Source organism: Rhizobium sp. R339, from assembly GCF_002211395.1.
In the GTDB taxonomy this organism is placed as follows: Bacteria; Pseudomonadota; Alphaproteobacteria; order Rhizobiales; family Rhizobiaceae; genus Rhizobium.
The window spans coordinates 186,641-207,931 of record NZ_LOKV01000028.1 but is presented as its reverse complement, the minus strand read 5'-3'; the positions used below and the strand labels follow the sequence as shown (position 1 = coordinate 207,931).

Annotated in this window: 20 protein-coding genes; 13 read left to right on the top strand and 7 right to left on the bottom strand. The window is 61.9% G+C overall.

The window, feature by feature from the left end; translation table 11 throughout:
* Positions 1-27 precede the first annotated feature (27 nt).
* Together ATY76_RS31460 and ATY76_RS31455 are read left to right on the top strand one after the other, a co-directional pair.
* Positions 28-1,749, top strand: a complete 1,722-nt coding sequence (locus tag ATY76_RS31460) for a response regulator (protein WP_088678539.1) — start codon at positions 28-30, stop codon at positions 1,747-1,749.
* Positions 1,750-1,873: 124 nt separating this feature from the next.
* Positions 1,874-3,241 (top strand): EAL domain-containing protein, encoded by a 1,368-nt coding sequence (locus ATY76_RS31455; protein ID WP_088678538.1) that lies wholly within the window; start codon positions 1,874-1,876, stop codon positions 3,239-3,241.
* Between the two features lie 71 nt (positions 3,242-3,312).
* Here the strand turns inward: ATY76_RS31455 and ATY76_RS31450 are convergent, their stop codons facing one another.
* The 5 genes from ATY76_RS31450 to ATY76_RS31430 form a co-directional block, all read right to left on the bottom strand.
* Positions 3,313-3,921 (bottom strand): PRC-barrel domain-containing protein, encoded by a 609-nt coding sequence (locus ATY76_RS31450; protein ID WP_088678537.1) that lies wholly within the window; start codon positions 3,919-3,921, stop codon positions 3,313-3,315.
* Between the two features lie 226 nt (positions 3,922-4,147).
* Positions 4,148-5,035 carry an SMP-30/gluconolactonase/LRE family protein gene (locus ATY76_RS31445; protein ID WP_088678536.1) on the bottom strand — a complete coding sequence of 296 codons (888 nt, stop codon included), beginning with the start codon at positions 5,033-5,035 and terminating at the stop codon, positions 4,148-4,150.
* Between the two features lie 4 nt (positions 5,036-5,039).
* Entirely contained in the window at positions 5,040-5,672 is a 633-nt protein-coding gene (locus ATY76_RS31440; protein WP_088678535.1) for a 2-dehydro-3-deoxy-6-phosphogalactonate aldolase, read from the bottom strand.
* Between the two features lie 13 nt (positions 5,673-5,685).
* On the bottom strand, positions 5,686-6,600 hold the full coding sequence (locus tag ATY76_RS31435; protein ID WP_088678534.1) for a 2-dehydro-3-deoxygalactonokinase: 915 nt from the start codon (positions 6,598-6,600) through the stop codon (positions 5,686-5,688).
* On the bottom strand, positions 6,600-7,361 hold the full coding sequence (locus tag ATY76_RS31430; protein ID WP_088678533.1) for an SDR family oxidoreductase: 762 nt from the start codon (positions 7,359-7,361) through the stop codon (positions 6,600-6,602). Before ATY76_RS31430 ends, ATY76_RS31435 begins: the two co-directional genes overlap by 1 nt.
* A 106-nt stretch (positions 7,362-7,467) precedes the next feature.
* Between ATY76_RS31430 and ATY76_RS31425 the strand changes: the two genes are divergently transcribed.
* From ATY76_RS31425 to ATY76_RS31370, 11 genes are all read left to right on the top strand, one after another.
* Complete coding sequence (locus ATY76_RS31425; protein ID WP_088678532.1) at positions 7,468-8,265, top strand: IclR family transcriptional regulator; 798 nt, start codon at positions 7,468-7,470, stop codon at positions 8,263-8,265.
* A gap of 249 nt (positions 8,266-8,514) precedes the next feature.
* Positions 8,515-9,249, top strand: coding sequence for a LuxR family transcriptional regulator (locus ATY76_RS31420; protein ID WP_088678531.1), 735 nt, complete (start codon positions 8,515-8,517; stop codon positions 9,247-9,249).
* A gap of 536 nt (positions 9,250-9,785) precedes the next feature.
* A complete protein-coding gene (locus ATY76_RS31415) occupies positions 9,786-10,964 on the top strand; it encodes an Mrp/NBP35 family ATP-binding protein (protein WP_088678530.1) in 1,179 nt (392 codons plus the stop codon).
* A gap of 439 nt (positions 10,965-11,403) precedes the next feature.
* The gene (locus tag ATY76_RS31405) at positions 11,404-12,381 is read left to right on the top strand and encodes a magnesium transporter CorA family protein (protein WP_088678612.1); all 978 of its coding nucleotides are present in this window, start codon (positions 11,404-11,406) and stop codon (positions 12,379-12,381) included.
* An 18-nt stretch (positions 12,382-12,399) separates the two neighbouring features.
* Positions 12,400-14,298, top strand: coding sequence for a potassium transporter Kup (locus ATY76_RS31400; protein ID WP_088678529.1), 1,899 nt, complete (start codon positions 12,400-12,402; stop codon positions 14,296-14,298).
* Positions 14,299-14,572: 274 nt separating this feature from the next.
* Positions 14,573-15,784, top strand: coding sequence for a cell wall hydrolase (locus ATY76_RS31395; RefSeq protein ID WP_088678528.1), 1,212 nt, complete (start codon positions 14,573-14,575; stop codon positions 15,782-15,784).
* Between the two features lie 272 nt (positions 15,785-16,056).
* Positions 16,057-16,395, top strand: a complete 339-nt coding sequence (locus ATY76_RS31390) for an AtpZ/AtpI family protein (protein WP_088678527.1) — start codon at positions 16,057-16,059, stop codon at positions 16,393-16,395.
* A gap of 62 nt (positions 16,396-16,457) precedes the next feature.
* Entirely contained in the window at positions 16,458-17,210 is a 753-nt protein-coding gene (locus tag ATY76_RS31385; RefSeq protein WP_003584570.1) for a F0F1 ATP synthase subunit A, read from the top strand.
* A 67-nt stretch (positions 17,211-17,277) separates the two neighbouring features.
* Positions 17,278-17,505, top strand: coding sequence for a F0F1 ATP synthase subunit C (locus tag ATY76_RS31380; protein WP_003588243.1), 228 nt, complete (start codon positions 17,278-17,280; stop codon positions 17,503-17,505).
* 77 nt (positions 17,506-17,582) lie between these two features.
* On the top strand, positions 17,583-18,206 hold the full coding sequence (locus tag ATY76_RS31375; RefSeq protein WP_088678526.1) for a F0F1 ATP synthase subunit B: 624 nt from the start codon (positions 17,583-17,585) through the stop codon (positions 18,204-18,206).
* Between the two features lie 3 nt (positions 18,207-18,209).
* Positions 18,210-18,701, top strand: a complete 492-nt coding sequence (locus ATY76_RS31370) for a F0F1 ATP synthase subunit B (RefSeq protein ID WP_088678525.1) — start codon at positions 18,210-18,212, stop codon at positions 18,699-18,701.
* Between the two features lie 411 nt (positions 18,702-19,112).
* On the opposite strand, the gene ATY76_RS31365 is transcribed toward ATY76_RS31370, so the two are convergent.
* Positions 19,113-19,802: a ribonuclease HII gene (locus tag ATY76_RS31365; RefSeq protein ID WP_088678524.1), complete on the bottom strand. Its 690-nt coding sequence runs from the start codon at positions 19,800-19,802 to the stop codon at positions 19,113-19,115.
* A 259-nt stretch (positions 19,803-20,061) separates the two neighbouring features.
* Complete coding sequence (locus ATY76_RS31360; protein WP_088678523.1) at positions 20,062-21,219, bottom strand: PA0069 family radical SAM protein; 1,158 nt, start codon at positions 21,217-21,219, stop codon at positions 20,062-20,064.
* Positions 21,220-21,291: the final 72 nt, after the last annotated feature.

The following is a 21,291-nucleotide window of genomic DNA, read 5'->3' as shown; positions in this document are numbered from 1 at the left end:
AATCGAACAGATGTGGGACGAAATGGAATGAGTGCCGGCTTCGAAAAGGCGGACACATCATCGCAAACCGACGGGACGCTCGCCGGGGCCGATCTCCAGACGGCGCTTTTCGACGCGGTGTGCGACAGCCTTTCGGCCGCTTTCATCATTTACGACAAGAACGATCATCTGATCTTCGTCAGCCGCCAGACTCTCGACTTCTTCCCGCTGCCGCCCGAGATGCTGAAGCCCGGCACGCGGCTGCGCGATTTCTTGGGCGCGGTCTACGACACCGGCATCCGCCAGCAATATGATGTCAGGCAGGGCGGCTCGCTGAGCCGCGAGGACTGGCTGTCGCAGAAAATCGCCTCGCATTGGCGCGAGCGCTTCGACGCGGTCGAGCGCCATGGCACCGACAGCTGGGTCCGTTTCGTCAAACGCAGGCTGCCGAACGGCTACGGCGTCACCGTGATCTCCGACATTTCGGAGGACAAGAAGCGCGAGCAGCAATGGCGCTCCGATCTGGAGCGAGTGCAACTGACCGAGGACATTCTCGACAATCTGCCGTTCCCGCTTTTCGTCAAGGACCGCAACCTCACCTACGTCGCCGTAAACCTCGCCTTCTGCGAGAAATACCAGACGAGCGCCGACGAGGTGCTCGGCCGCAAGAGCGGCGATCTTTTTTCTCCGGAGATTGCCACGCGGTTCGAGGAAAGCGATCGTCACGTGCTGGAAACCGGCGAAATGTCCGTTTCCCGCCAGCGCCAGATCTCTCGGGACGGCATCGAGCGCGACATCGTCAGCCGCAAGCATCGCATCGGCAAACCCGGCCGCTATTTCCTGGTGTCCACCACCCAGGACCTGCCGCGTGACGGCGCCGATCTCGACGAGTTCGATCGGGCGTCGGCGATCACCACATCGAGCAGCCAGAGCTACCGCCGGGCCTATGTGCCGTTGCCGAGCGGTGTCGAACGGCGGGAGCCGGCGGCGATGGAGGCGATCGTTCCGGAGAATTTCTCCGGCCGCAAAATTCTCGTCGTCACCGCCGATCTTGCCGCCGAAACCGCCGCTTTGCGCACGCTGTCGAAATACGGCTTCGAATCCTGCTCGGTGCGCGGCGAGGACGAGGAGGAGCGGTTCCTGGAAATCGCCACCTCCTCCGGTATTTCACTCGACCTTCTGATCATCGACAACCAGATGGGCATGCGCTGCCTCGAACTCGCCGAACAATATGGCATTCCGACCCTCGTCATGGACGGATTCCAGATCGCCAACGAACTGACCTTCCAGATCGCCCGGCATTTCAACCGCAACAGCCGCGGCGCCATCGGGGCGGATGCGGATTGGGAAATCAGCATTTCCGACGAAGTCACGGGGCTGCAGGTTCTCGTCGCCGAGGACAACGACATCAACCAGATCGTCTTCTCGCAGATCCTCGAGGGCCTCGGTTATCGCCACATCATCGCGGCGACCGGCGATGAGGCCGTGCGCCTCTGGGCAGAACACAGGCCGCAGATCGTGCTGATGGATATTTCCCTTCCAGGCTTCAACGGCTTTGAGGCCGCGCGCCTCATCCGCCAGATGGAAGAAACCGGTGACGCCTTCCGCACGCCGATTATCGGCGTGTTGACCCAGGCCTTCGAGCGCGACCGCGCCGAATGCGTCAAATCAGGCATGGATGATGTCATCATGAAACCTGTCAGTCCCGACATGATCGAAATGGTATTTCAAAAATACCTGATAGGGGAGGCTGCCCGGGCGCGAAACTAGCGAATGCCGGTCAACCCCCTAGATTTTGGGCGGTCCGTGCCGCAACGGCCGCCGATTTACTATCGAATTGTTAAGATATGCCGGTCATTCTCTGCACGGCTCCGGAGGAAAAGCTCGGGTTTGGATGATGAAGTCGGCGGAAACAGCTTCTTTCTTGACCGTGAGTCAGAATGAGCTTCAGGCGATGGCCTATACCGATCCGCTGACCGGATTGGGAAACCGCAACCGCATGCGGGAGAAAGTCCTGCAGATTTCCGCCGAGCGCGCCAGCGACCCAGCCCCATTTACCATCGGCATCGCCAATCTCGACAGCTTCAAACCGATCAACGATCTTTTCGGCTCTGCGGCCGGTGACGAGATTCTTTGCCAGGTCGCCCATCGCCTCAAGGCCTGCATTCCCGATGGTGCATTGGTGACACGCCATGATGGCGACGAGTTCGCTTTCGTCCTGCCGTTGATTTTCGAGCGGGCGAGTGCCGAAAAATTCGGCCAGATGATCCGCGAAGTGCTGTCGGCTCCCTATGACCTCGGCGACCGCAACGTCCGCCTCTCCGCCTCCTTCGGCTTCGCCATCTATCCCTTCGCCGGCGAGGATTGCGAGGAGCTGCTGAAGAGCGCTGAAACCGCGCTCTACCGCTCCAAGCGGCGCGGCCGCGGCCAGATCACCGTCTATTCGCGCGAGATCGCACAGGAGATGAAGCGCGCGACGCAGCTGGAGCAGGCGCTCAGAAACGCCATCATATCAGACGCGATCGACGTGCATTTCCAGCCGATCGTCTCGCTGTCCAACAACCAGGTTCTCGGCTTCGAGGCGCTGGCCCGCTGGAACGATCCCGATCTCGGCTTCGTTTCGCCCGGCGTCTTCGTGCCGCTCGCCGAAGAGCGCGGCTTCATCGATGCGCTCTCGGAAGCGCTGCTGCGTAAGGCCGCAGAAGCAGCGCTTTCCTGGCCGCGCGAACTCTTCTTGTCGTTCAACCTTTCCTCGGCGCAGCTGATGGATCCGGGCACCAGCAGCAGCATCCTGTCGATCCTCGGCCGCGTCGGCTTTGATCCGCATCGCCTGGAGCTGGAGATCACCGAAACCGCGGTAATGAGCTCGGCCGACACCGCTCACCGTATCATCGCCGATTTGCGGGCCGCGGGCGTCCGCATCTCGCTCGACGATTTCGGCACCGGCCAGTCGAGCCTCGGGCGCTTGCGCGACTTCATCTTCGACAAGATCAAGATCGACCGTGCCTTCGTCTCGCGCATCAATTCCGACCGCGCCTCCGAACACATCATCAAGGCGATCCTCACCATGTGCGAGGGCCTCGACCTGGAAGTCGTGGCGGAAGGCATCGAGGATTATACGGAAGCGGTGAAACTGCGCACGCTCGGCTGCGGCATGGGACAGGGCTATCATTTCGGCCGTCCGGCGGACGGTATCGCCACATTGCGTTTCCTGCACGAGAACTATTACGACGCGGCGATCGTGGAGCGTGTCAGCGCATAAGCACTTTTTCAAATGAATAAAGCGATGGCGCCCCTAGGAGCGCCATCGCCTACGCTATACTACCGCGCGGGTTACTTCGGCGTGGTCGAGCCGGTCGCCGTGGTGTCGGTACCGGTCGCAGCCGGAGCCTTTTCGGCCGACTGCATTGCCAGCGTCTTGAATTCAGGTGCGGCCTTCAGCGATTCAGCCGTTTCGCTGGTCGTGAGCTTGACGCTGCCGTCCTGTGTGTTCTGGGCGATGGTGATCTTGTCCATCGGGACGGCGACGTTCTTTTCGCCGATACCGAGGAAACCGCCGACGCCGACGATCGCGGCAACCAAGCCGCCATCCTTCTTCATGATCAGGTCGTTGACGCTGCCGATGCTTTCATTGTTGGCATTGTAGACCGACTGGCCGATATAGGTGTTGGCGCTGACCTGGTCGGGAGCCTGTTCCGTCAGATAGGAAGCCTGAGCAGTATCGGCGGTCGGTGCCGGTGCAGGAGCCTGGGCGGCATCGCCTGCGGGCTTCGTGACGTCAGGCGTGACCGGCGGCTTCGGGGCTGCCGGATCGGCGGGAGCTGCCTGCGTCGGAGCGGCGGGATCCGCCGGCTGGGGTGCCGTCTGCGAGAATGCCGCCGGTGCGAAAGCCGTGGCAAACAATGCGCCAGCGGCAACGGTCGTCAGAAGTTTGCGTGTCATTTCGAACCTACCTTCGTTTCTCTAGAGTCATCGCTGACCCGGCAATGCATGTTTGAACCATCCTTGCCGCGCCGGTTCGAAGAGGAAATGACTGGTGCGCCTATTGGTTCCGGTTGAAAACACGGAAAATTTCTCGATTTTCACGGAACATTTATCGAAAAAGGCCCTCCAAAAAGCAAAAAAGCGCCCCCTCGGGAGCGCCTCTCGCATTGCGGCCGGGCATGTCTCAGATCACGTAGACGGGATCGAATATGCCTTTGACGTCGATGCCGAGTTCCAGGAGGGCGCCGGCGCTCGGCTGCGCCGAACGGGCATCCTCGTCGAGCCCTTCCCAGGCCGTCGTCACCGCCAGCCGCTCGGCATTGACGCCGATGAATGCAGGGCAGGAGGGCTGCACCGCAGGAACCTTGTAACGCGAGATCCGCAGGCCGTCCGGATTGTACCGGTCGACGACGCCGGCTCCCCAGCGCGCGTTCCAGATATAGCCGTCGGCGTCCACCACCGAACCGTCGATGTCGCCGGGCTCGTTCATGCTGTCGACCAGCACGATCGGCTCGCCCGAGGGCAGGCCGGTCTGCGGATCGACCATGACGCGCATCAGCCGGTTGATGCGGGAATCCGTATAGTAGCCGATCGTGCCGTCGGGCGAGAAGCAGATCGAATTCGGAATGCTGATGCCGCTGAAGATCTTCGTCACCTTGCCGCTGGCGACATGATAGATGGCGCCGGCCTGGTTTTCCGCCCGCTTGCTCATCGTGCCGATCCAGAGCGCGCCGGAGGGATGGGTACGGCCGTCGTTCGAGCGGTTCTCCGGCCGGTCGTTTTCGAGCGCGGCATAGAAGGTAAGGTTGCCGCTCGCCACATCGCGCACGAAAAGCCCCTCTTCCGTCGCGATCAGCTGCCGTCCGGCGTCGATGCGGGCCAGCACGCTTGCCATCACAGGCAGCGGATGAACCTTCTTCTCACCCGTTGAAAGTCTGAGCTCGTGCAGCTCCTTGCCGAGGATGTTGAACCACCAGACCGTATTGCTGTCCGGGTCATAGGTCGGGCCTTCGCCGAGAACGGAATTGGTATTGCAGAGTGTCTTGCCTTCGAACTCATAGATGTCGGTCATACGTTCACGCTCCCATGGCTGCGTCATAGGCGTAAATGGTCGCCTTGGCGCGCTCGGCAACCTCTGCTGCGGTCATTCCCGGCTTGTAGAGGCTGGTGCCGAGGCCGAAAGCGAAGATGCCGGCCTTGGTGTAATCGGCGAAATTCCTGTCCGATACGCCGCCGACGGCCGCGATCACCAGTTCCGGCGGCAGGATTGCCCGGATCGCGGTGATGCCGGAGGGGCCGAGCACGCTGGCGGGAAAGAATTTGAGGCCGGTGGCGCCGGCGCGCGCCGCGGCCAGGGCCTCGGTCGGCGTAAAGACGCCGGGCATCGTCACCATGCCGTATTCGCGTGCCCGGATGATCACCTCGGGCTCGACATTCGGGGTGACGAGCAGCTTGCCGCCGGCCGCATTCAGGCTGTCGACCGCCTCGACCGTCAGCACCGTTCCGGCGCCGATCAGCACCTCGGCCGGCGCCATTTTCGCGGCGATCTCGATGGATTTGAAAGGGTCCGGCGAATTCAGCGGAATCTCGATCGCCGTCAGGCCGTTGTCGATCAGGGCACCGACGACGCTTTCGGTCTCGTCGGGCCTGATCCCGCGCAGGATGGCGATCAGCGGGCGCTTCATGTCGGGGAAGGGGATACGGTTCATCGTGTCAGCTTTCTCAATTCGGCCAGATGGCTTCGGCGGCGGCCGAGAGCCCGCGGCGCACGGCCGCGTCGGCATCGATGGCGGTGAAGTCAAGCGAGAGGGTTCTGAAGGCTTGCTCGTAGAGCGCCTGCAGGCGCCCGGAGGCGACGAGGGTGATGCTTGAGTTGGCGGCATCCTGCAACGCGCCGGCGATTTCGAGGCCGATCAGCGTGCCGGAAAGCCGGGCTTGCGCGGCCGCAGCGGAAATCCCGTGCAGAAGTTGGCCCGAGCGGGCGGCAAAGAGCATGTTGGAGGCAAGTGCGGGCTGCGCGAAGGCGGTCGATACGGCCGCCTCGAAGGCAGCCGCATCCGCCGGCTGTTCCTCGGCACCTGAGACGGCATGCGAAAGAATCGTGTGTTTGCTGATCGCGTCGAAAAGCTCGCCGGTCATGAAGGTCGAAAAGCCGGTCACCTTGCCGTCGTTCACATGCACCCATTTCGAATGCGTGCCGGGCATGCAGACCGCCTGGGCGCCAACGCTTGCGCGGCCGAGCGCGCCGAGCAGCTGGGTTTCCTCGCCGCGCATGACGTCGGGCCTCGCCGCGTCCCGCTGGGCAAGTCCCGGCAGGATGCGGATGTCGCGGCTTTCCCCGGGCACGGAGACGGCGCCGGTCAGGATCGAGGCCAGGGATGCCGGCACGTCGATATAGCCGGCTTCGAACCAGCCCTGCTTTGCGCCGGCCATGCCGCAGACGATGACAGGCAGGCTTGCCGGCGCCTCGACGGCGGCGAGATGGCCTGATAGCACGGTGGAAAAGCCGGTCTTTGCCGCGCTCGTCATGCCTTCGCCGCTGCGGCGTTCGGCAAGGATGCTGCCATCCCTGCCGATCAGCCAGAGCCGGAAGCTGCTGGTGCCCCAGTCCACCGAGACATAAGCGGGATTCGTCATTACAGAATGCCTCCATCGACAATCAGGGACTGGGCGGTCATCGCAGCCGCGCAGTCGGATGCAAGAAACAGGCATGGCCCGACGATCGCGTCAGGCTTGAGCGCGGTCTTGAGGCATTGCTGCTCTACTGAGCGCGCGATGCTCTCTTCGGTCAGCCAGAGCTGCATCTGCCGCTCGGTGACGACCATGCCGGGCAGGATGCAGTTGACCCGGATATTCTCCGGCCCGAGCCTGCCGGCCATGCTCTTCGTCAGCCCGACGACCGCCGCCTTCGCCGCGGCGTAGGAGGGAAACCCGCCCATGTTCAGCTTGAAGGCGATCGACGACATATTGACGATCGCCCCGCCGCCGGCCGTTCGCATCGACGGCACGACCGCCTGCGAGGTGAAGAACACATGCCGCAGGTTGACCGCCTGGTTGTTGTCCCAATAGGCTTCGGTGACCTCGTCGAATTCGTGGCGGTCGTCCCAGGCGGCATTGTTGACGAGCACGCGGATCGGCCCCGAAGCGGCAACGACGCTGTCGACCGTGCGCCGGATCGCGTCGATGTCGCGCAGATCGGCATGGTAGAAGGCGACAAGATGCGCCGTTTCGCGCGACAGCTTTTCCGCAAGCGCGCTGCCCGCGGCTTCTGCGATATCGATGAAGGAGACCTTGGCGCCCTGCCGAGCGAAGCCTTCGACGATCGCAGCGCCGATGCCCGATCCGCCGCCGGTCACGAGCACGGCTCGGTCTTTGAACTCGGGAAATTGTGCTGGCATTGCGGTCCCATTTCCTCCCGATATTTTGTTCCATTATATGGAACTTAATTTGACTATATGGAATTATCGAATTAGGCTGCCCTGTCTGTCAAGGGCGGAAGAGGCGATGAATTCAAACGGCGATGGCATGACGCAGGCACGCGAGACCGGCACGCTCGGCAAACTGATGGTTCTGCTCGATCTCGTGACCCATGCCGATGCGCCGCTGCGCTTCACGGATATCCTGGCGCTCGCCGGCCAGCCGCGCGGCACGCTGCACCGCCAGCTGAGCCACCTGGTGGAGGAGGGGCTGCTCGAACTCGACGGCGACGGCCGATACGCCCCCGGGCTGCGCCTGCTCGATTTTGCCGCGCGCAGCTGGGCGCGCAACGAATTCCGTATGATTGCCGAACCGCACCTCGCCGATCTGCAGCAGGCGACCGGCGAAACGGTCCATCTCGGCGTCCTCAGGGGATCGTCGATCATCTATCTCGACAAGGTCGAAGGCCGCCAGCCGGTGCGCATGTATTCGCAGATCGGCAATGCCTCTCCCTGTTACTGCACCGGCGTCGGCAAGGCCGCCCTTTCCCTGCTGCCGCCCGATCGCCTGGCTGATCTCCTGGCCGGCCTGAGCTTCACCCGATTCACCGCCTCGACGCATGCTTCTGCCGAAACGCTGCTTGCCGAGATCCGCGAGATTGCCGATCGGGGCTACGCCTTCGATCGCGAGGAGCATGAGGCCGGTATCCGCTGCGTGGCCGCGCCTGTCTGGTCTGAAGACCGGACTTTTGTCGGCGGGATATCGATTACCGGCCCCGCCTATCGATTGTCGATGGAACTTCTGCGCGAATGGGCCGTTCCAGTACAGCTGGCAGCTGGAAGGATCATGGAAGGCATGCGTATCCGCCTGGGGCCGCGTCGCTGACGGAAAATCCGGTTGCTGGACCCGATCGCAGAGCATGCTTATGATGAGGGCGATATTGAGATTTACCGGCGAATCATCACAACTAGAACGGTCCGCGAAATCCACAACCATTCACCGGCCGAATGCTGTACGCCGAGGCCGATTCCATTTGATCCAACCAGCGATCGTCATGCCGATGCAATCGAACCGGCCGTGGGCCAGGTTCTGCACACGGTTTGCCGGTCGCTGTGTCGAAGATGAAGAAATGTGATGGCACCCTTGTCGCAAACATCCCCGGAAGAAGATGACTATGTCCAGGAGATAGCAGGCCTGAAGACGCAGTTCGATATTTTCCGTTTCATGAAGCGCGTGACGGAAGCCTATCGCAGCCGTGCCTTCATGGTTCTCAACCTTCCGCCGATCACCTCTTTCGATCTTCAGGGCAGCACGGTCATTACCAGCTGGCCGGCCGAGCTTCTCGCGATCTACGACCAGGAGGGCCTGATGGTGAATAGCCCGGTTCTCCGCCGGCTGAGGACGTCGGCCCGGCCTTTCTTCTATGACATGACGCGGCCGGACTGGTCGCGGGACGACGGCAAGTCCGGCCTTGTCTCCACGCTTTTCGAACGTTTCAAGATGATGCGCTGCGCCTATTTCCCGACGCATGAGGCATCCGGCCTGCGCGGCGCCGTTTCCTTCGCCGGCGATCGCGAGCCCTTTAGTCCGGCCGAGATGCGCGAGCTTTGCTATATCGCCATCCACGTCTTCGACAGGCTCGCCGAGATCCGCCACCTCGACACGCGGATGACCGATACCTTGACCGACCGCGAGATCGATTGCCTCAACTGGACGGCGGCCGGCAAGACCAGCGCGGAAATCGCCGAAATCCTTTCCTTGTCAGAACACACGGTCAACCACTACCTCAACCGCGCCACCAAGAAGCTTGATACGGTCAACCGCACCCAGGCAGTCGCCAAGGCGCTGCGGATCGGGCTGATCAAATAAGTTGCAAAAAACAAGGTGCCGTTGCGCCGCCCGCTCAGCGCATAGGCACGCCTTTCTTGAAAAGGTACGATTGCCGGCGTATTTGCGCGGCTTTTCCTCATTTTTCATCTGGCACGCTTTCTGCTTCTCCTTTGACAGAGGTCCAGAGGGGACTTTGTGACAGCGCCAGGAAATGGCGCGGCCGACACAACCGCCGCCCGCCGCCGATGCCGATTCTCTCCGGTACTTCGGCGTCGGCGGCGGTTGTTGCGTTTTGGCACCGCCTTTTGCGCAGCTGTTCACGATTCCCGCTTCCGCCATCACTTTTTGCTGGCCTTTTTTGCAGCTTACTCTAGTTCGCCCGCATTGCGCCGGTTCCAGGGGAGACCGTTGCGGCCATCAGGGCGAAAGCCCGGCGGACTTGATGGCCGCAACGGATTCCGATTTTTTGCCCGCTTTTGCGCAAGCCGGCAGATCGATTTTCCCGCCCGATGATTTTGTTTGGCGAAGACGTGCGCCTCCACTATCTGTGATCGAGATGAAACAGTGAGGGTGGAATGACCGACGTCACCAAGGAACAGGTTCTCGAGACGCTGAAGACCGTGCGTGGGCCCGATCTCGAGCGCGATATCGTCGAGCTTGGCATGGTCTCCGACATCTTCATCTCCGATGGCAAGGTTTATTTCTCCATCACCGTTCCGGCCGAACGCGCCAAGGAGCTGGAGCCGATGCGGCTCGCCGCCGAGCGCGTCATCAAGGAAATGCCCGGTGTCAAAGGCGCCCTCGTCACGCTGACGGCGGATAAGAGGGCGGCCGCAGCCGCTCCCGCGGCGCGCCCGGCGTCGAACCCGCCCCATGGCCATGCCGGCCACGATCATGCACACGACCATGCCGGCCACGCGCACGCGCCGCAACAGGCGCCGCGCGCCGGCAAGATCGGCGTTCCCGGCATCGGCGCCATCATCGCCGTTGCCTCCGGCAAGGGTGGGGTCGGCAAGTCGACCACCGCCGTCAACCTGGCGCTCGGCCTGCTCGCCAACGGCCTTCGCGTCGGCATCCTCGATGCCGATATCTACGGCCCCTCGATGCCGCGGCTGTTGAAAATATCCGGCCGGCCGACGCAGATCGACGGCCGCATCATCAATCCGATGGAAAATTACGGCCTCAAGGTCATGTCGATGGGCTTCCTCGTCGATGAGGAGACGGCGATGATCTGGCGCGGGCCGATGGTCCAGTCGGCGCTGTTGCAGATGCTGCGCGAAGTCGCCTGGGGCGAACTCGACGTCCTCGTCGTCGACATGCCGCCCGGCACCGGCGATGCGCAGCTGACCATGGCCCAGCAGGTGCCGCTCGCCGGCGCCGTCATCGTCTCCACGCCGCAGGATCTCGCTCTGATCGATGCCCGCAAGGGCCTCAACATGTTCCGCAAGGTCGAAGTGCCGGTCCTCGGCATCGTCGAGAACATGAGCTATTTCATCGCCCCCGATACCGGCACGCGTTACGACATCTTCGGCCATGGCGGCGCCCGCAAGGAGGCCGAACGCATAGGCGTGCCCTTCCTCGGCGAAGTCCCGCTGACGATGAACATTCGCGAGACCTCAGACGCCGGCACACCGCTCGTCGCCTCCGAGCCGAACGGCATCGTCGCCGGAATCTATCGCGGCATCGCCGCCAAGGTCTGGGAACAGGTTGGCGGCCAGCCGCAGCGCCCGGCGCCGACGATCGTTTTCGAATAAGGTGTCGCCGGGACGCGCTTTGGAGGTCCGAATCACCGCGGCCAATACCCCAAATTGTGGGTGAAACGTGGTGAAAAGCCGCGCTTCACGGAAGATGTCTTGATTATTTCGCGGCTTTGCTTCATATGCCCCGGCGCCATGATGGCGTTTGCTGCAGATGCTCACTGACGGCCGTCTTCGTTCCGAAGCATCCGCCCCGCGTGCAAGTTCGGAGTTGTCTTGTCGATCGAAGGATTGGTAACTGCGATGCGGTGGAGCACAACGCGCATACCGGCCCCCGAGGCTGGATGCAGCCGGAGTTGTATGAGCTTTCTTGATCCGCCTCCGGTTCTATCGATGACGAGCGATCTTCGCGCTGCCGCGCTTGCGGGCGCATGGAAGGGCTTGTTATGACAAGGGTTATGGCCGCCAAGCGGCGCAAGCATTGGAGGCAGTGCCGGTGATCACCGCTTACTGTTCCAATTGCCGGTCGGTCGAGATTCGCGACATCTCGCACATGGCGCCCTTTCCCGAGGATGTCGTCTGGATCGACATGGTCGACCCGAGCCGCGAGGAGGAGCTTTATGTCGAGAAGGTCCTCCGCATCGAGGTTCCGACCCGCGACGACCTGAAGGATATCGAGCCCTCCGCCCGTCTCTATGTCGAAAACGACGCCGTCTTCATGACCGCCTCGCTCCTCTGGAAGGCCGATACCGACGCGCCGACGCTGACCGATGTCGCCTTCATTCTGGCCGGAAACCGTCTGGTCACCATCCGTTACGCCCATCCAAAGTCCTTTGCGCTCTTCATCGCGGCCCTTCACCGGCTGCCGGAAAATTGGCGCAGCGGCGCGGCCCTTCTCGCCAAGCTCTTGGAAACGATCGTCGACCGCACCGCCGAGATTCTCGAGACCTCCGTCTCGCGCATCGATATCTTGTCCATGCATGTCTTCGGCGACCGGGCCAAGAAGGTGCGCAGGCCTTCCAACTATCTCGAGGAGAAGCTGAAGGATATCGCCGGCCATCACCGGATGATCAGCAAGCTGCGCGATAGCCTCGGTTCGCTTTCGCGCCTCTTGACCTTCTTTCACACGATCCCGGCGATTCAGCAGGACCGTGAGGCGAAGGAGCTCTGCCGCACCGTCTCGCGCGATATCCAGTCGCTCTCCGAGCATGCCTCCTTCGTGGCCGCCAACATTACCTTCCTGCTCGACGCTTCGCTCGGCCTGATCAACATCGAGCAGAACTCGATCATCAAGATCTTCTCGATCGCATCGGTCGTGTTCCTGCCGCCGACATTGGTCGCCTCCGTCTATGGCATGAATTTTCAGTTCATGCCGGAGCTGGCCTGGGCCGCGGGTTATCCCTTTTCGCTGGCCTTGATGGTGATATCGGCCGTCATTCCCTTTTTCTTTTTTCGCTGGAAAGGCTGGCTCTGAGGAGCCTGTTGAAACTTCATGTCCGAAGATAGCCATCCGAACGAACGCGATATGACGCCGAAAAAGCTGTTCTATCTCGCACTGGGTTCCGTCGGCGTCGTCTACGGCGATATCGGCACGAGCCCGCTCTACGCTTTCCGCGAGGCGCTGAAGCCCGTGGCCCATGACGGCGTCACCCGTTTCGAGGTCATCAGTTTGATTTCGCTGATGATCTGGGCGCTGACGATCATTGTCACCATCAAATATGTGCTCTTCCTGCTGCGCGCCGACAACGACGGGGAAGGCGGCACGCTGTCGCTGCTTGCCCTTCTGATGAAGACCGCCAACGGCCATACCGCTTTGCTGATGCTGCTCGGCCTGATGGGTGCGGCGCTCTTCCTCGGCGATGCGATGATCACGCCCGCACTATCGGTGCTTTCGGCTGTCGAGGGCCTGAAGCTCGTCACGCCGAGTCTCTCCGAATATATCGTGCCGATCTCGGTCGTGATCCTGGCGCTGCTTTTCGTCGTGCAATCGCGCGGCACCGGCGCCGTCGCGAAGTTCTTCGGTCCGATCACCGCCGTCTGGTTTATCGTCATGGCAGCGGCCGGCATTTCCCATATCTCGGACGATTTCGGCATCCTTGCCGCCTTCAACCCTTATTACGCCGTCAGCTTCCTGCTGCATGAGGGCTTTTATGGCATCGTCGTGCTCGGCGCCGTCTTCCTGACCGTCACCGGTGCGGAGGCGCTCTATGCCGACCTCGGCCATTTCGGCCGCCGGCCGATCCAGTGGGCGTGGTTCCTGCTGGTCTTCCCGGCGCTGACGCTGAATTATCTCGGACAGGGAGCGCTCGTTCTCGGCAATCCGATGACGATGTCCGATCCATTTTATCTGATGTTCCCGAAATGGGCGCTGCTGCCGGCCGTCATTCTGGCGACCGCCGCGACGATCATCGCCAGCCAGGCGGTGATAACAGGCGCCTTCTCGCTGGTGCGCCAGGGCATCAACCTCGGCTTCCTGCCGCGCATGGAAATTCTCTTTACCTCTGAAACCAATACCGGGCAGATCTTCCTGCCGTCCGTCAACGCCGTGCTGTTCATCGGCGTCATCTTCCTGGTCCTGAGTTTCCAGACCTCGGATGCGCTGGCGACCGCCTATGGCATTTCGGTCACCGGCGCCATGGTCGTCACCTCGATCATGGCCTTCGAATTCGTCCGCGCCCGCTGGAACTGGTCGATGCCGGTCGCCGTGATCGCGCTCGCGCCGCTGGTTGTGCTCGAAATGATCTTCCTCGGCGCCAACCTTCTGAAGATTCACGACGGCGGCTATATCCCGATCCTGATCGCCACGGCCTTTACCGTCATCATGTGGACCTGGCGGCGCGGCACCGCGATCCTCATGGAAAAAACCCGCCATACCGATATTCCGCTTCCCTCCTTCGTCAGCTCCATCGAGCGCAAGAGCGAACATTCGCCGGCCCAGGTTCCCGGCACCGCGATCTTCCTGACCAGCGATCCGGAATCCGCGCCCGCCGCCTTGCTGCACAATCTCAAGCACAATCACGTGCTCCACGACCGCAACGTCATCCTGACGATTCGCACGGTCAACAAGCCCCGCGTTCCCAGCCAGGACCGCTACAAGGTCGAGCAGATTTCCGAGCGTTTCTCCCGCGTCGAACTGCTCTTCGGCTTCATGGAATCGCAGAACGTCTCGCAGGCGCTCGCGACCCTGCGCAAAACGGGACTGAAGTTCGACATCATGTCGACCTCCTTCTATCTCGGCCGCCGCAAGCTGGTGCCGGACGCCAAGTCCGGCATGCCTTACTGGCAGGACCGGCTTTACATCGCCCTTGCCAATGCGGCCGCCAACCCTTCGGATTACTTCCGCCTGCCGGCAAACCGTGTGGTGGAACTGGGCTCGCACGTGATTATTTGACGGGCGCGGGCGACATTCCGGATGCGGGTGTCAGCGCTGTCTTGCACTTCCGTCACCTCGTCCTCCGTCATGCTCGGCCCTGAGCAGCCCTGAGCCGAGCATCCACACGGCACCCGCCAGCAGCCACGGCATGGATCCTCGGCGCAAGGCCGAGGATGAGGAAGAAGGGGGATGTGTCCCGTAAAACCGGCCGTATTCGAATATCCGAAACCGCCGATAGTCACATTCCGGTACGGCCCGTTAACCAGACATCAAGGTTAATAAGGGATTTTCGATGGAATGTTTCAGCGTTCCATGCCCGGAGTTCGTGTTGCGTCGAAAGAGTCTCTCCCGTAGCAAGCTGCGTCTTTTTCCCGAGAACTGGGTGTCGCCCGTTGTCTTCGGGCTCGCCGGCTGGCTGATTTTCCCGACTGTGGCATCGCATGCCGATCTTGCCGCCATGCTCGGCGGCCTCGACCGCGAGGGCGAGAACTGGCGCATGGTGCTGACCAACTCTCCCGCCGGCTCCATCCACCAGGCCGAACTCGCTTTTGCCGAACCGATGGTAACGGGTTCGATTTCATCGGGCGCCGGCATGGTGCTGCCGGACGGCCGCAAGGTCGCCTTCACTGCCAAGGGCAAGGGTCACGAGGACACCGCGGACGAGGAGCGCGTCAACCGCGGCACGAAGAAGGGCCGCATCGTCGCCGTCGAGAAGATGCAGCCACCGAAGGATTTTTCCGCCGGCTCCATTCTCGAGCGTACCAAGATGCTCTTCACGCCGAGCCTCGACCTCAAGGACAGGTCGGCCTTCGTCAAGCCGAAGATCCTGGGCAAGGAAATCGAGATTGCGACTTCTTTTTATAGGAAGCAGCCGGTGATGCCGGATCGCGGCGTGCCTGCGATGCTGGCGAGCCTCGTCACCAGCAGCAAGGCGGACGTGCTTGCCACGGCCTATGCGCCGGCAGCGCCCGACTATTCCCGCCAGTCGCCGTTCGATTCCATTCTGACCGATCAGCAGAGCGGCCGCTTCGTGCCCGAGATCGGTCCGCGCGATCATGCCTGGGCCGCAAGCGTGCTGTCGCCCGACGTCTTTTCCGCCCGCGAACAGCAGTGCCTTGCTTCCGGCATCTATTTCGAAGCGCGCGGCGAATCGGTGAAAGGCCAGGCGGCCGTCGCGCAGGTCATTCTCAATCGCGTTCGCAACCCTGCCTATCCCAAGACGATCTGCGGCGTCGTCTATCAGAACGAGGATTGGCGCAATCGCTGCCAGTTTTCCTTCGCCTGCGACAGCATCAAGGACCGGGTGAACTCGGAATATCACTGGCGGGTCGCCCGCGATGTGGCGCTGGCGGTGACGGCAGGCAAGATCTGGCTGCCGCAGGTGGGCTCGGCGACGCATTACCACGCCGTTTACGTTCGTCCGAAATGGGCAAAGACCATGGAAAAAGTCGGCCGCATCGGTCTCCACGTCTTCTATCGCACCTATGGCGGCGGCTGGAGCTGAGATAAACCGTCCGGGCAAAGTCGATTTCCGGCCCGGAAAAGCGGAATCTTTCAATCGAATTTGCCCGATCGATCGGAAATCGATCTAACGCTTTGATTCGATGAAATTATTTTCTGGCTGGACAGAAGCTGTCTACGCCTTGACTATACTAATCCCTAAAACTATGTTGCGCGCGACTTCAGAACGGGCCGGAAGGTTCTCAACCTTCGCGTCCTAAGTCCGAATGACCGGGGTAGCGGGAGTGCGGGCGACGGGCAGGCGAGGAGAGATCCATGGCGGACGACCGCGAGGAAAGTCTTGAAAAGCGCCGTGCGCAATTGGGAGCGGAACTCGCGACCAAACGCGCTGAGGCGGGAGTGGAACGTGCAAGCGAGGCCCAAGCCGAGGTAAGCCGCAAAGGTTATGCCCAGGCGATGAAGCTCTCCAGCGAGTTCATTGCCGCGATCATTGTCGGTGCCGTTCTTGGCTATGTCCTCGACCGTTTTGTTGGCACGGCGCCTTGGGGTTTGATTGTTCTTCTGCTTCTCGGATTTTGTGCCGGCGTTCTGAACGTGCTGCGTTCTGCGGGGGTGGTGGCCCATCCCCTGGAAGGCAAGGACGACAAGAAATAAGGACCGGTCCCGGTCCAGTGCAATGATCCCGCGTCCTGCGGGCCAAAGAGAGAGAACAAGCGGTGTCCAACGATCCGACTCATCAGTTCCAGATCTTCAAGATTGTGCCGATCGAAATCGGTGGGATTGATTTCTCGTTCACCAACGCATCGCTCTTTATGGCCGCTTCGGCTGCCGTTGCCGTAGGCTTCCTTTATTTCGCGACCTCAAACCGCGCCATCGTGCCGGGTCGCTCGCAGTCGGTCGCGGAAATGTCTTATGAATTCATCGCCAATATGCTCAAGGAAGGCGCGGGCAAGCAGGGAATGAAGTTCTTCCCGCTTGTCTTCTCGCTCTTCATGTTCGTGCTGACGGCGAACCTGCTCGGCATGTTCCCGTATTTCTTCACGATCACCAGCCAGATCATCGTCACCTTCGCGCTGGCAATCCTCGTCATCGGTACGGTTCTCGTCTACGGTTTCTATAAGCACGGCTTCCACTTCCTGAATGTCTTCGTCCCCTCAGGCGTGCCGGGCATTTTGTTGCCGCTGGTCGTCTCGATCGAAATCATTTCGTTCCTGTCCCGTCCGATTTCGCTCTCTGTTCGTCTTTTCGCAAACATGCTCGCCGGTCACATTACGCTCAAGGTGTTCGCAGGCTTCGTCGCCTCGCTCGGAGCCCTCGGTGCAGTCGGTGTCGGCGGAGCCGTTCTTCCCCTCATCATGACCGTCGCCCTGACCGGTCTCGAGTTCCTCGTCGCCTTCCTCCAGGCTTACGTCTTTGCGGTGCTGACTTGCATGTACCTCAACGACGCGATCCACCCGGGCGGGCACTAAGGATAACGACATCGACGTCAAAGGGCGTCAGTCATTCGCCGCAACAACCATTTCAAAGGAGTTCAACATGGAAGCGGAAGCAGCAAAGTTCATCGGTGCAGGTCTGGCTTGCTTTGGTATGGCCGGTACGGCTCTCGGCCTCGGCAACATCTTCGGCAGCTACCTCTCCGGCGCTCTGCGTAATCCGTCTGCCGCTGACAGCCAGTTCGGCCGTCTGGTATTCGGCTTCGCCGTTACGGAAGCTCTGGGCATCTTCTCGCTGCTCGTCGCTCTCCTCCTGCTCTTCGCCGTCTGATATCGGCGGATAGATGGATCACGGCCTGCGACCGCAAGCCGTGATCCTTTGCATTTGCAGTCCACCTGGAGGTGAGCATGTTTTTTGTGACCCCGGCTTACGCTGAAGAAGCACCGGCGGCAGCGACCGGCACGGATGCGCATGCCGCTCCGGCCGCAGGCGAGGTCCATACGGAGACCGGCGTTGCCGAAGGCGAACACGCCCGCGGCCCGTTCCCGCCTTTCGATTCGACGACCTACGCATCCCAGCTGCTCTGGCTGGTGATCACGTTCGGCGTCTTTTACCTCCTTATGCAAAAGGTCATCGCGCCGCGCATCGGGGCCATTCTCGATCAGCGCCACACGCGCATCTCCCAGGATCTGGAAGAAGCAGGCCGCCTGAAGGCGGAAGCCGACGCTGCAGTCGTGACCTATGAAGGCGAACTGGCCGCTGCCCGCGCCAAGTCGAATGCGATCGGCTCCGCCGCACGCGACGCCGCCAAGGTCAAGGCCGAAGCGGATCGCCGCGCCGTCGAAGCGAGCCTGTCGGAAAAGATCAAGGCTGCCGAAGCTCGGATCGCCGATATCAAGACGAAGGCTTTTGCCGATGTCGGCACGATTGCCGAGGAAACGGCCGCTGCCGTCGTCGAACAGCTGATCGGCGGCACGGCCGCCAAGGCAGATGTCGCGGCCGCCGTCGCGGCCGCCAAGAAAGAGGCTTGATCGATGGAATTTCACTTTGACGCGACCTTCTTCGCTTTCGTCGGCCTCGTCCTGTTCCTGGCGCTGGTCGTCTACCTGAAGGTTCCCGGCATGATGGCACGGTCGCTTGATGACCGCGCCGATCAGATCCGCAACGAGCTGGCCGAAGCCAAGCGTCTGCGCGAAGAGGCCCAGCACCTGCTCGCCGAATACCAGCGCAAGCGCAAGGAAGCGGAAGCCGAGGCGGCTCACATCGTTGCCGCCGCCGAGCGCGAAGCCGAAATGCTGACCGCTGAAGCGAAAAAGAAGACGGAAGAATTCGTCGCCAACCGCACGGCGCTCTCCGAGCAGAAGATCAAGCAAGCCGAGGCCGATGCGATGAAGGCGGTCCGTTCCGCCGCCGTCGATCTGGCGATTGCGGCCGCCGAAACGGTGCTTGCCAAGCAGGCGGACGGCAAGGTCCAGTCCGAGCTCTTCGGCAACGCCGTCGGCCAGGTCAAGACGCGGCTCAACTGAGTGCTGTCGAATGGAATGAGCGAAAGGCCGGGCATGTCCCGGCCTTTTTTGTTGAATGCTCGGTCTCGCCGGTCCTTCGGACGCCCGCTTGCGGGCGAAGAGACAGTCCGCTCCCTCTCGATCCCCTCTTCTCCCCAGCGGGGAGAAGGTGCCCGTAGGGCGGATGAGGGGGCCGGCGAAGCCGGTCTTTTCCAACAACGTTCTTACGTGCCGTCGTCGTCTCGACCATGTTCAGGGCGCTGGGCGCTGTTGTTTAGCGTCGCGGAGGTTTTCAGTGAGTGTATGTGCCGTGCGGCCCCCTCATCCGCCTGCCGGCACCTTCTCCCCGAGGGGAGAAGAGATCATGCCATGCCGTCACCGTTCCTTGCGCTCCCTCCGGCAGTCCTGGCTTCTTATACTCTGTGTGGCGACCTATCCCGGAATCAGCTCATCCGCCTCCGGACCATCCTCGCCCTTGCGCAACGGCCTGAAGGTCATCCGGTGCAGCGAGCAGGGGCCGTGTTTCTCGATGCCGGCGCGATGCTGGGCAGTGCCGTAGCCTGCATGCGCGGCAAAGCCGTAGTCTGGAAAGACGTTATGCGCCCGTGCCATCATCCGGTCGCGCGTCACCTTGGCGACGATCGAGGCGGCGGCGATCGAGACCGACCGGGCATCGCCCTTGACCACGGCCTGTCCGGGGCAATCGAGCCCGGGCGGTACATCCAGCCCATCCGTCAGCACATAGCTTGCCGGAACGGCAAGGCTGCAGATGGCGCGGCGCATGGCGTCGAGGCTCGCCTTGCGAATATCCGTCTCATCGATGCGCGTGGAGCTGGAGGAGGCGATGGAGACGGTCGCGGTTGCCAGAATCTGCGTGAACAGTTCTTCGCGCCGCTGCGCGGAAAGCTGCTTGGAATCGTTCAGACCTTCAGGGATGCGCTTCGGATCGAGGATGACGGCGGCGGCAACGACAGGCCCGGCCAGCGGCCCGCGGCCTGCCTCGTCGGCGCCGGCAACCGGCCAATGGCCAGCCTTGCGGGCTTTCAGTTCCAGACGGAAATCCGGCACGAGCGGAACCGTGTCGAAAAGCAGGGGAGAATCGGGTGGCGTGCGACGTTTCATGCGGCTGAACCTCGCACGCCAACCCGATTTCCCGCAAGTCCCCGGATCAGGGCGGCGGCCGGGGACGGTCCGGCGGATGGTGGCGGTCAGGGCCATCCGCGGGAATTGCGCTCGGGCTCGAAAACAGGGCGGTTTCTCGATGGGCCGATGCGCAAGCTTGAAGCAAATCCAAGAGAATCAAGAGAGCTCTCCAGAAGTTGCCTAAAACAAGGAGTTTGAGCGGTTCTGCGCTTCCACGAAAGCCGAACCGCTCCGGCAATCAAAGCAGCGACAGCTGCACGCCGCTGCCGTCGGGCGGCACGAACAGATCGTCGCGCAACGGCACGCTGCGCCGCGTCAGTTCAAAGCGTTTGGCCGCCATTTCGAAACGGCGCGCGATCTGCCAGGCATAGGGCCCCGCACCTTTCATGCGCTTGCCGAATTCGGAATCGTAATCCTTGCCGCCGCGCATCGAGCGCACCAGCGACATCACATGCCGGTAGCGATCGGGATAATGCTGCAGCAGCCAGTCGCGGAAGAGCGGGCTGACTTCGAGAGGAAGCCTCAGGATGACGTAGCTCGCCTCCGCGGCGCCGGCGGCCTTGGCCGATTCGAGGATACGTTCCAATTCATGGTCGTTCAGCGCCGGAATGAGCGGGGCGGCCATGACAGCCGTCTGGATGCCCGCTTCGGCGAGCGCGTGGATCGTCTCCAGGCGCCGCGGCGGTGTGGCGGCGCGCGGTTCCATCGCCCGGGCAAGCTTGCGGTCGAGCGTGGTCACCGAAATGCCGACCCGCACCAGGTTTTTCTTCGCCATCTCCTGCAGGATGTCGAGGTCACGCAGGATCATCGCCGACTTGGTGACGATCGACACCGGATGGTTCGCCTTGTTCAGCACTTCGAGAATGCCGCGCATGATGCGCCATTCCTTCTCGATCGGCTGGTAGGGATCGGTATTGGTGCCGATCGCGATGACCCGCACCTTGTAGCCCGGCTTGGCGAGCTCCCGCTCGAGCAGCTTTGCCGCATCGGGCTTGGCGAAGAGCTTCGTCTCGAAGTCGAGCCCGGCGGAAAGCCCCATATAGGCATGTGTCGGCCGTGCGAAGCAGTAGATGCAGCCGTGCTCGCAGCCACGATAGGGGTTGATCGAGCGATCGAAGGAAATATCAGGCGATTCGTTGCGGGTGATGGCCGTGCGCGGCTTTTCGACCTGCACCTCGGTCTTGAAGGGCGGCAATTCTTCCAGCGTCTGCCAGCCGTCGTCGAAGGTCTCCCGCTGCAGCGCCTCGAACCGCCCTGTCGGGTTCAGCCCGGCGCCACGGCCGCGCCGGCGATCGACCTCGATCCTGAGACCGGAGGAAACGATCATCGCATCGGCAATATCTGCCGTATTGGCAGGCGCGAACGCGGCCTGCCCTGCCAGGGACTGCTCTCTCATCGGATTCTCCCGTGACGGAAAAGCCAGTGCTTCCGTCCGTTTTGATGATTAAATTCCTATCTGCAAAACAAG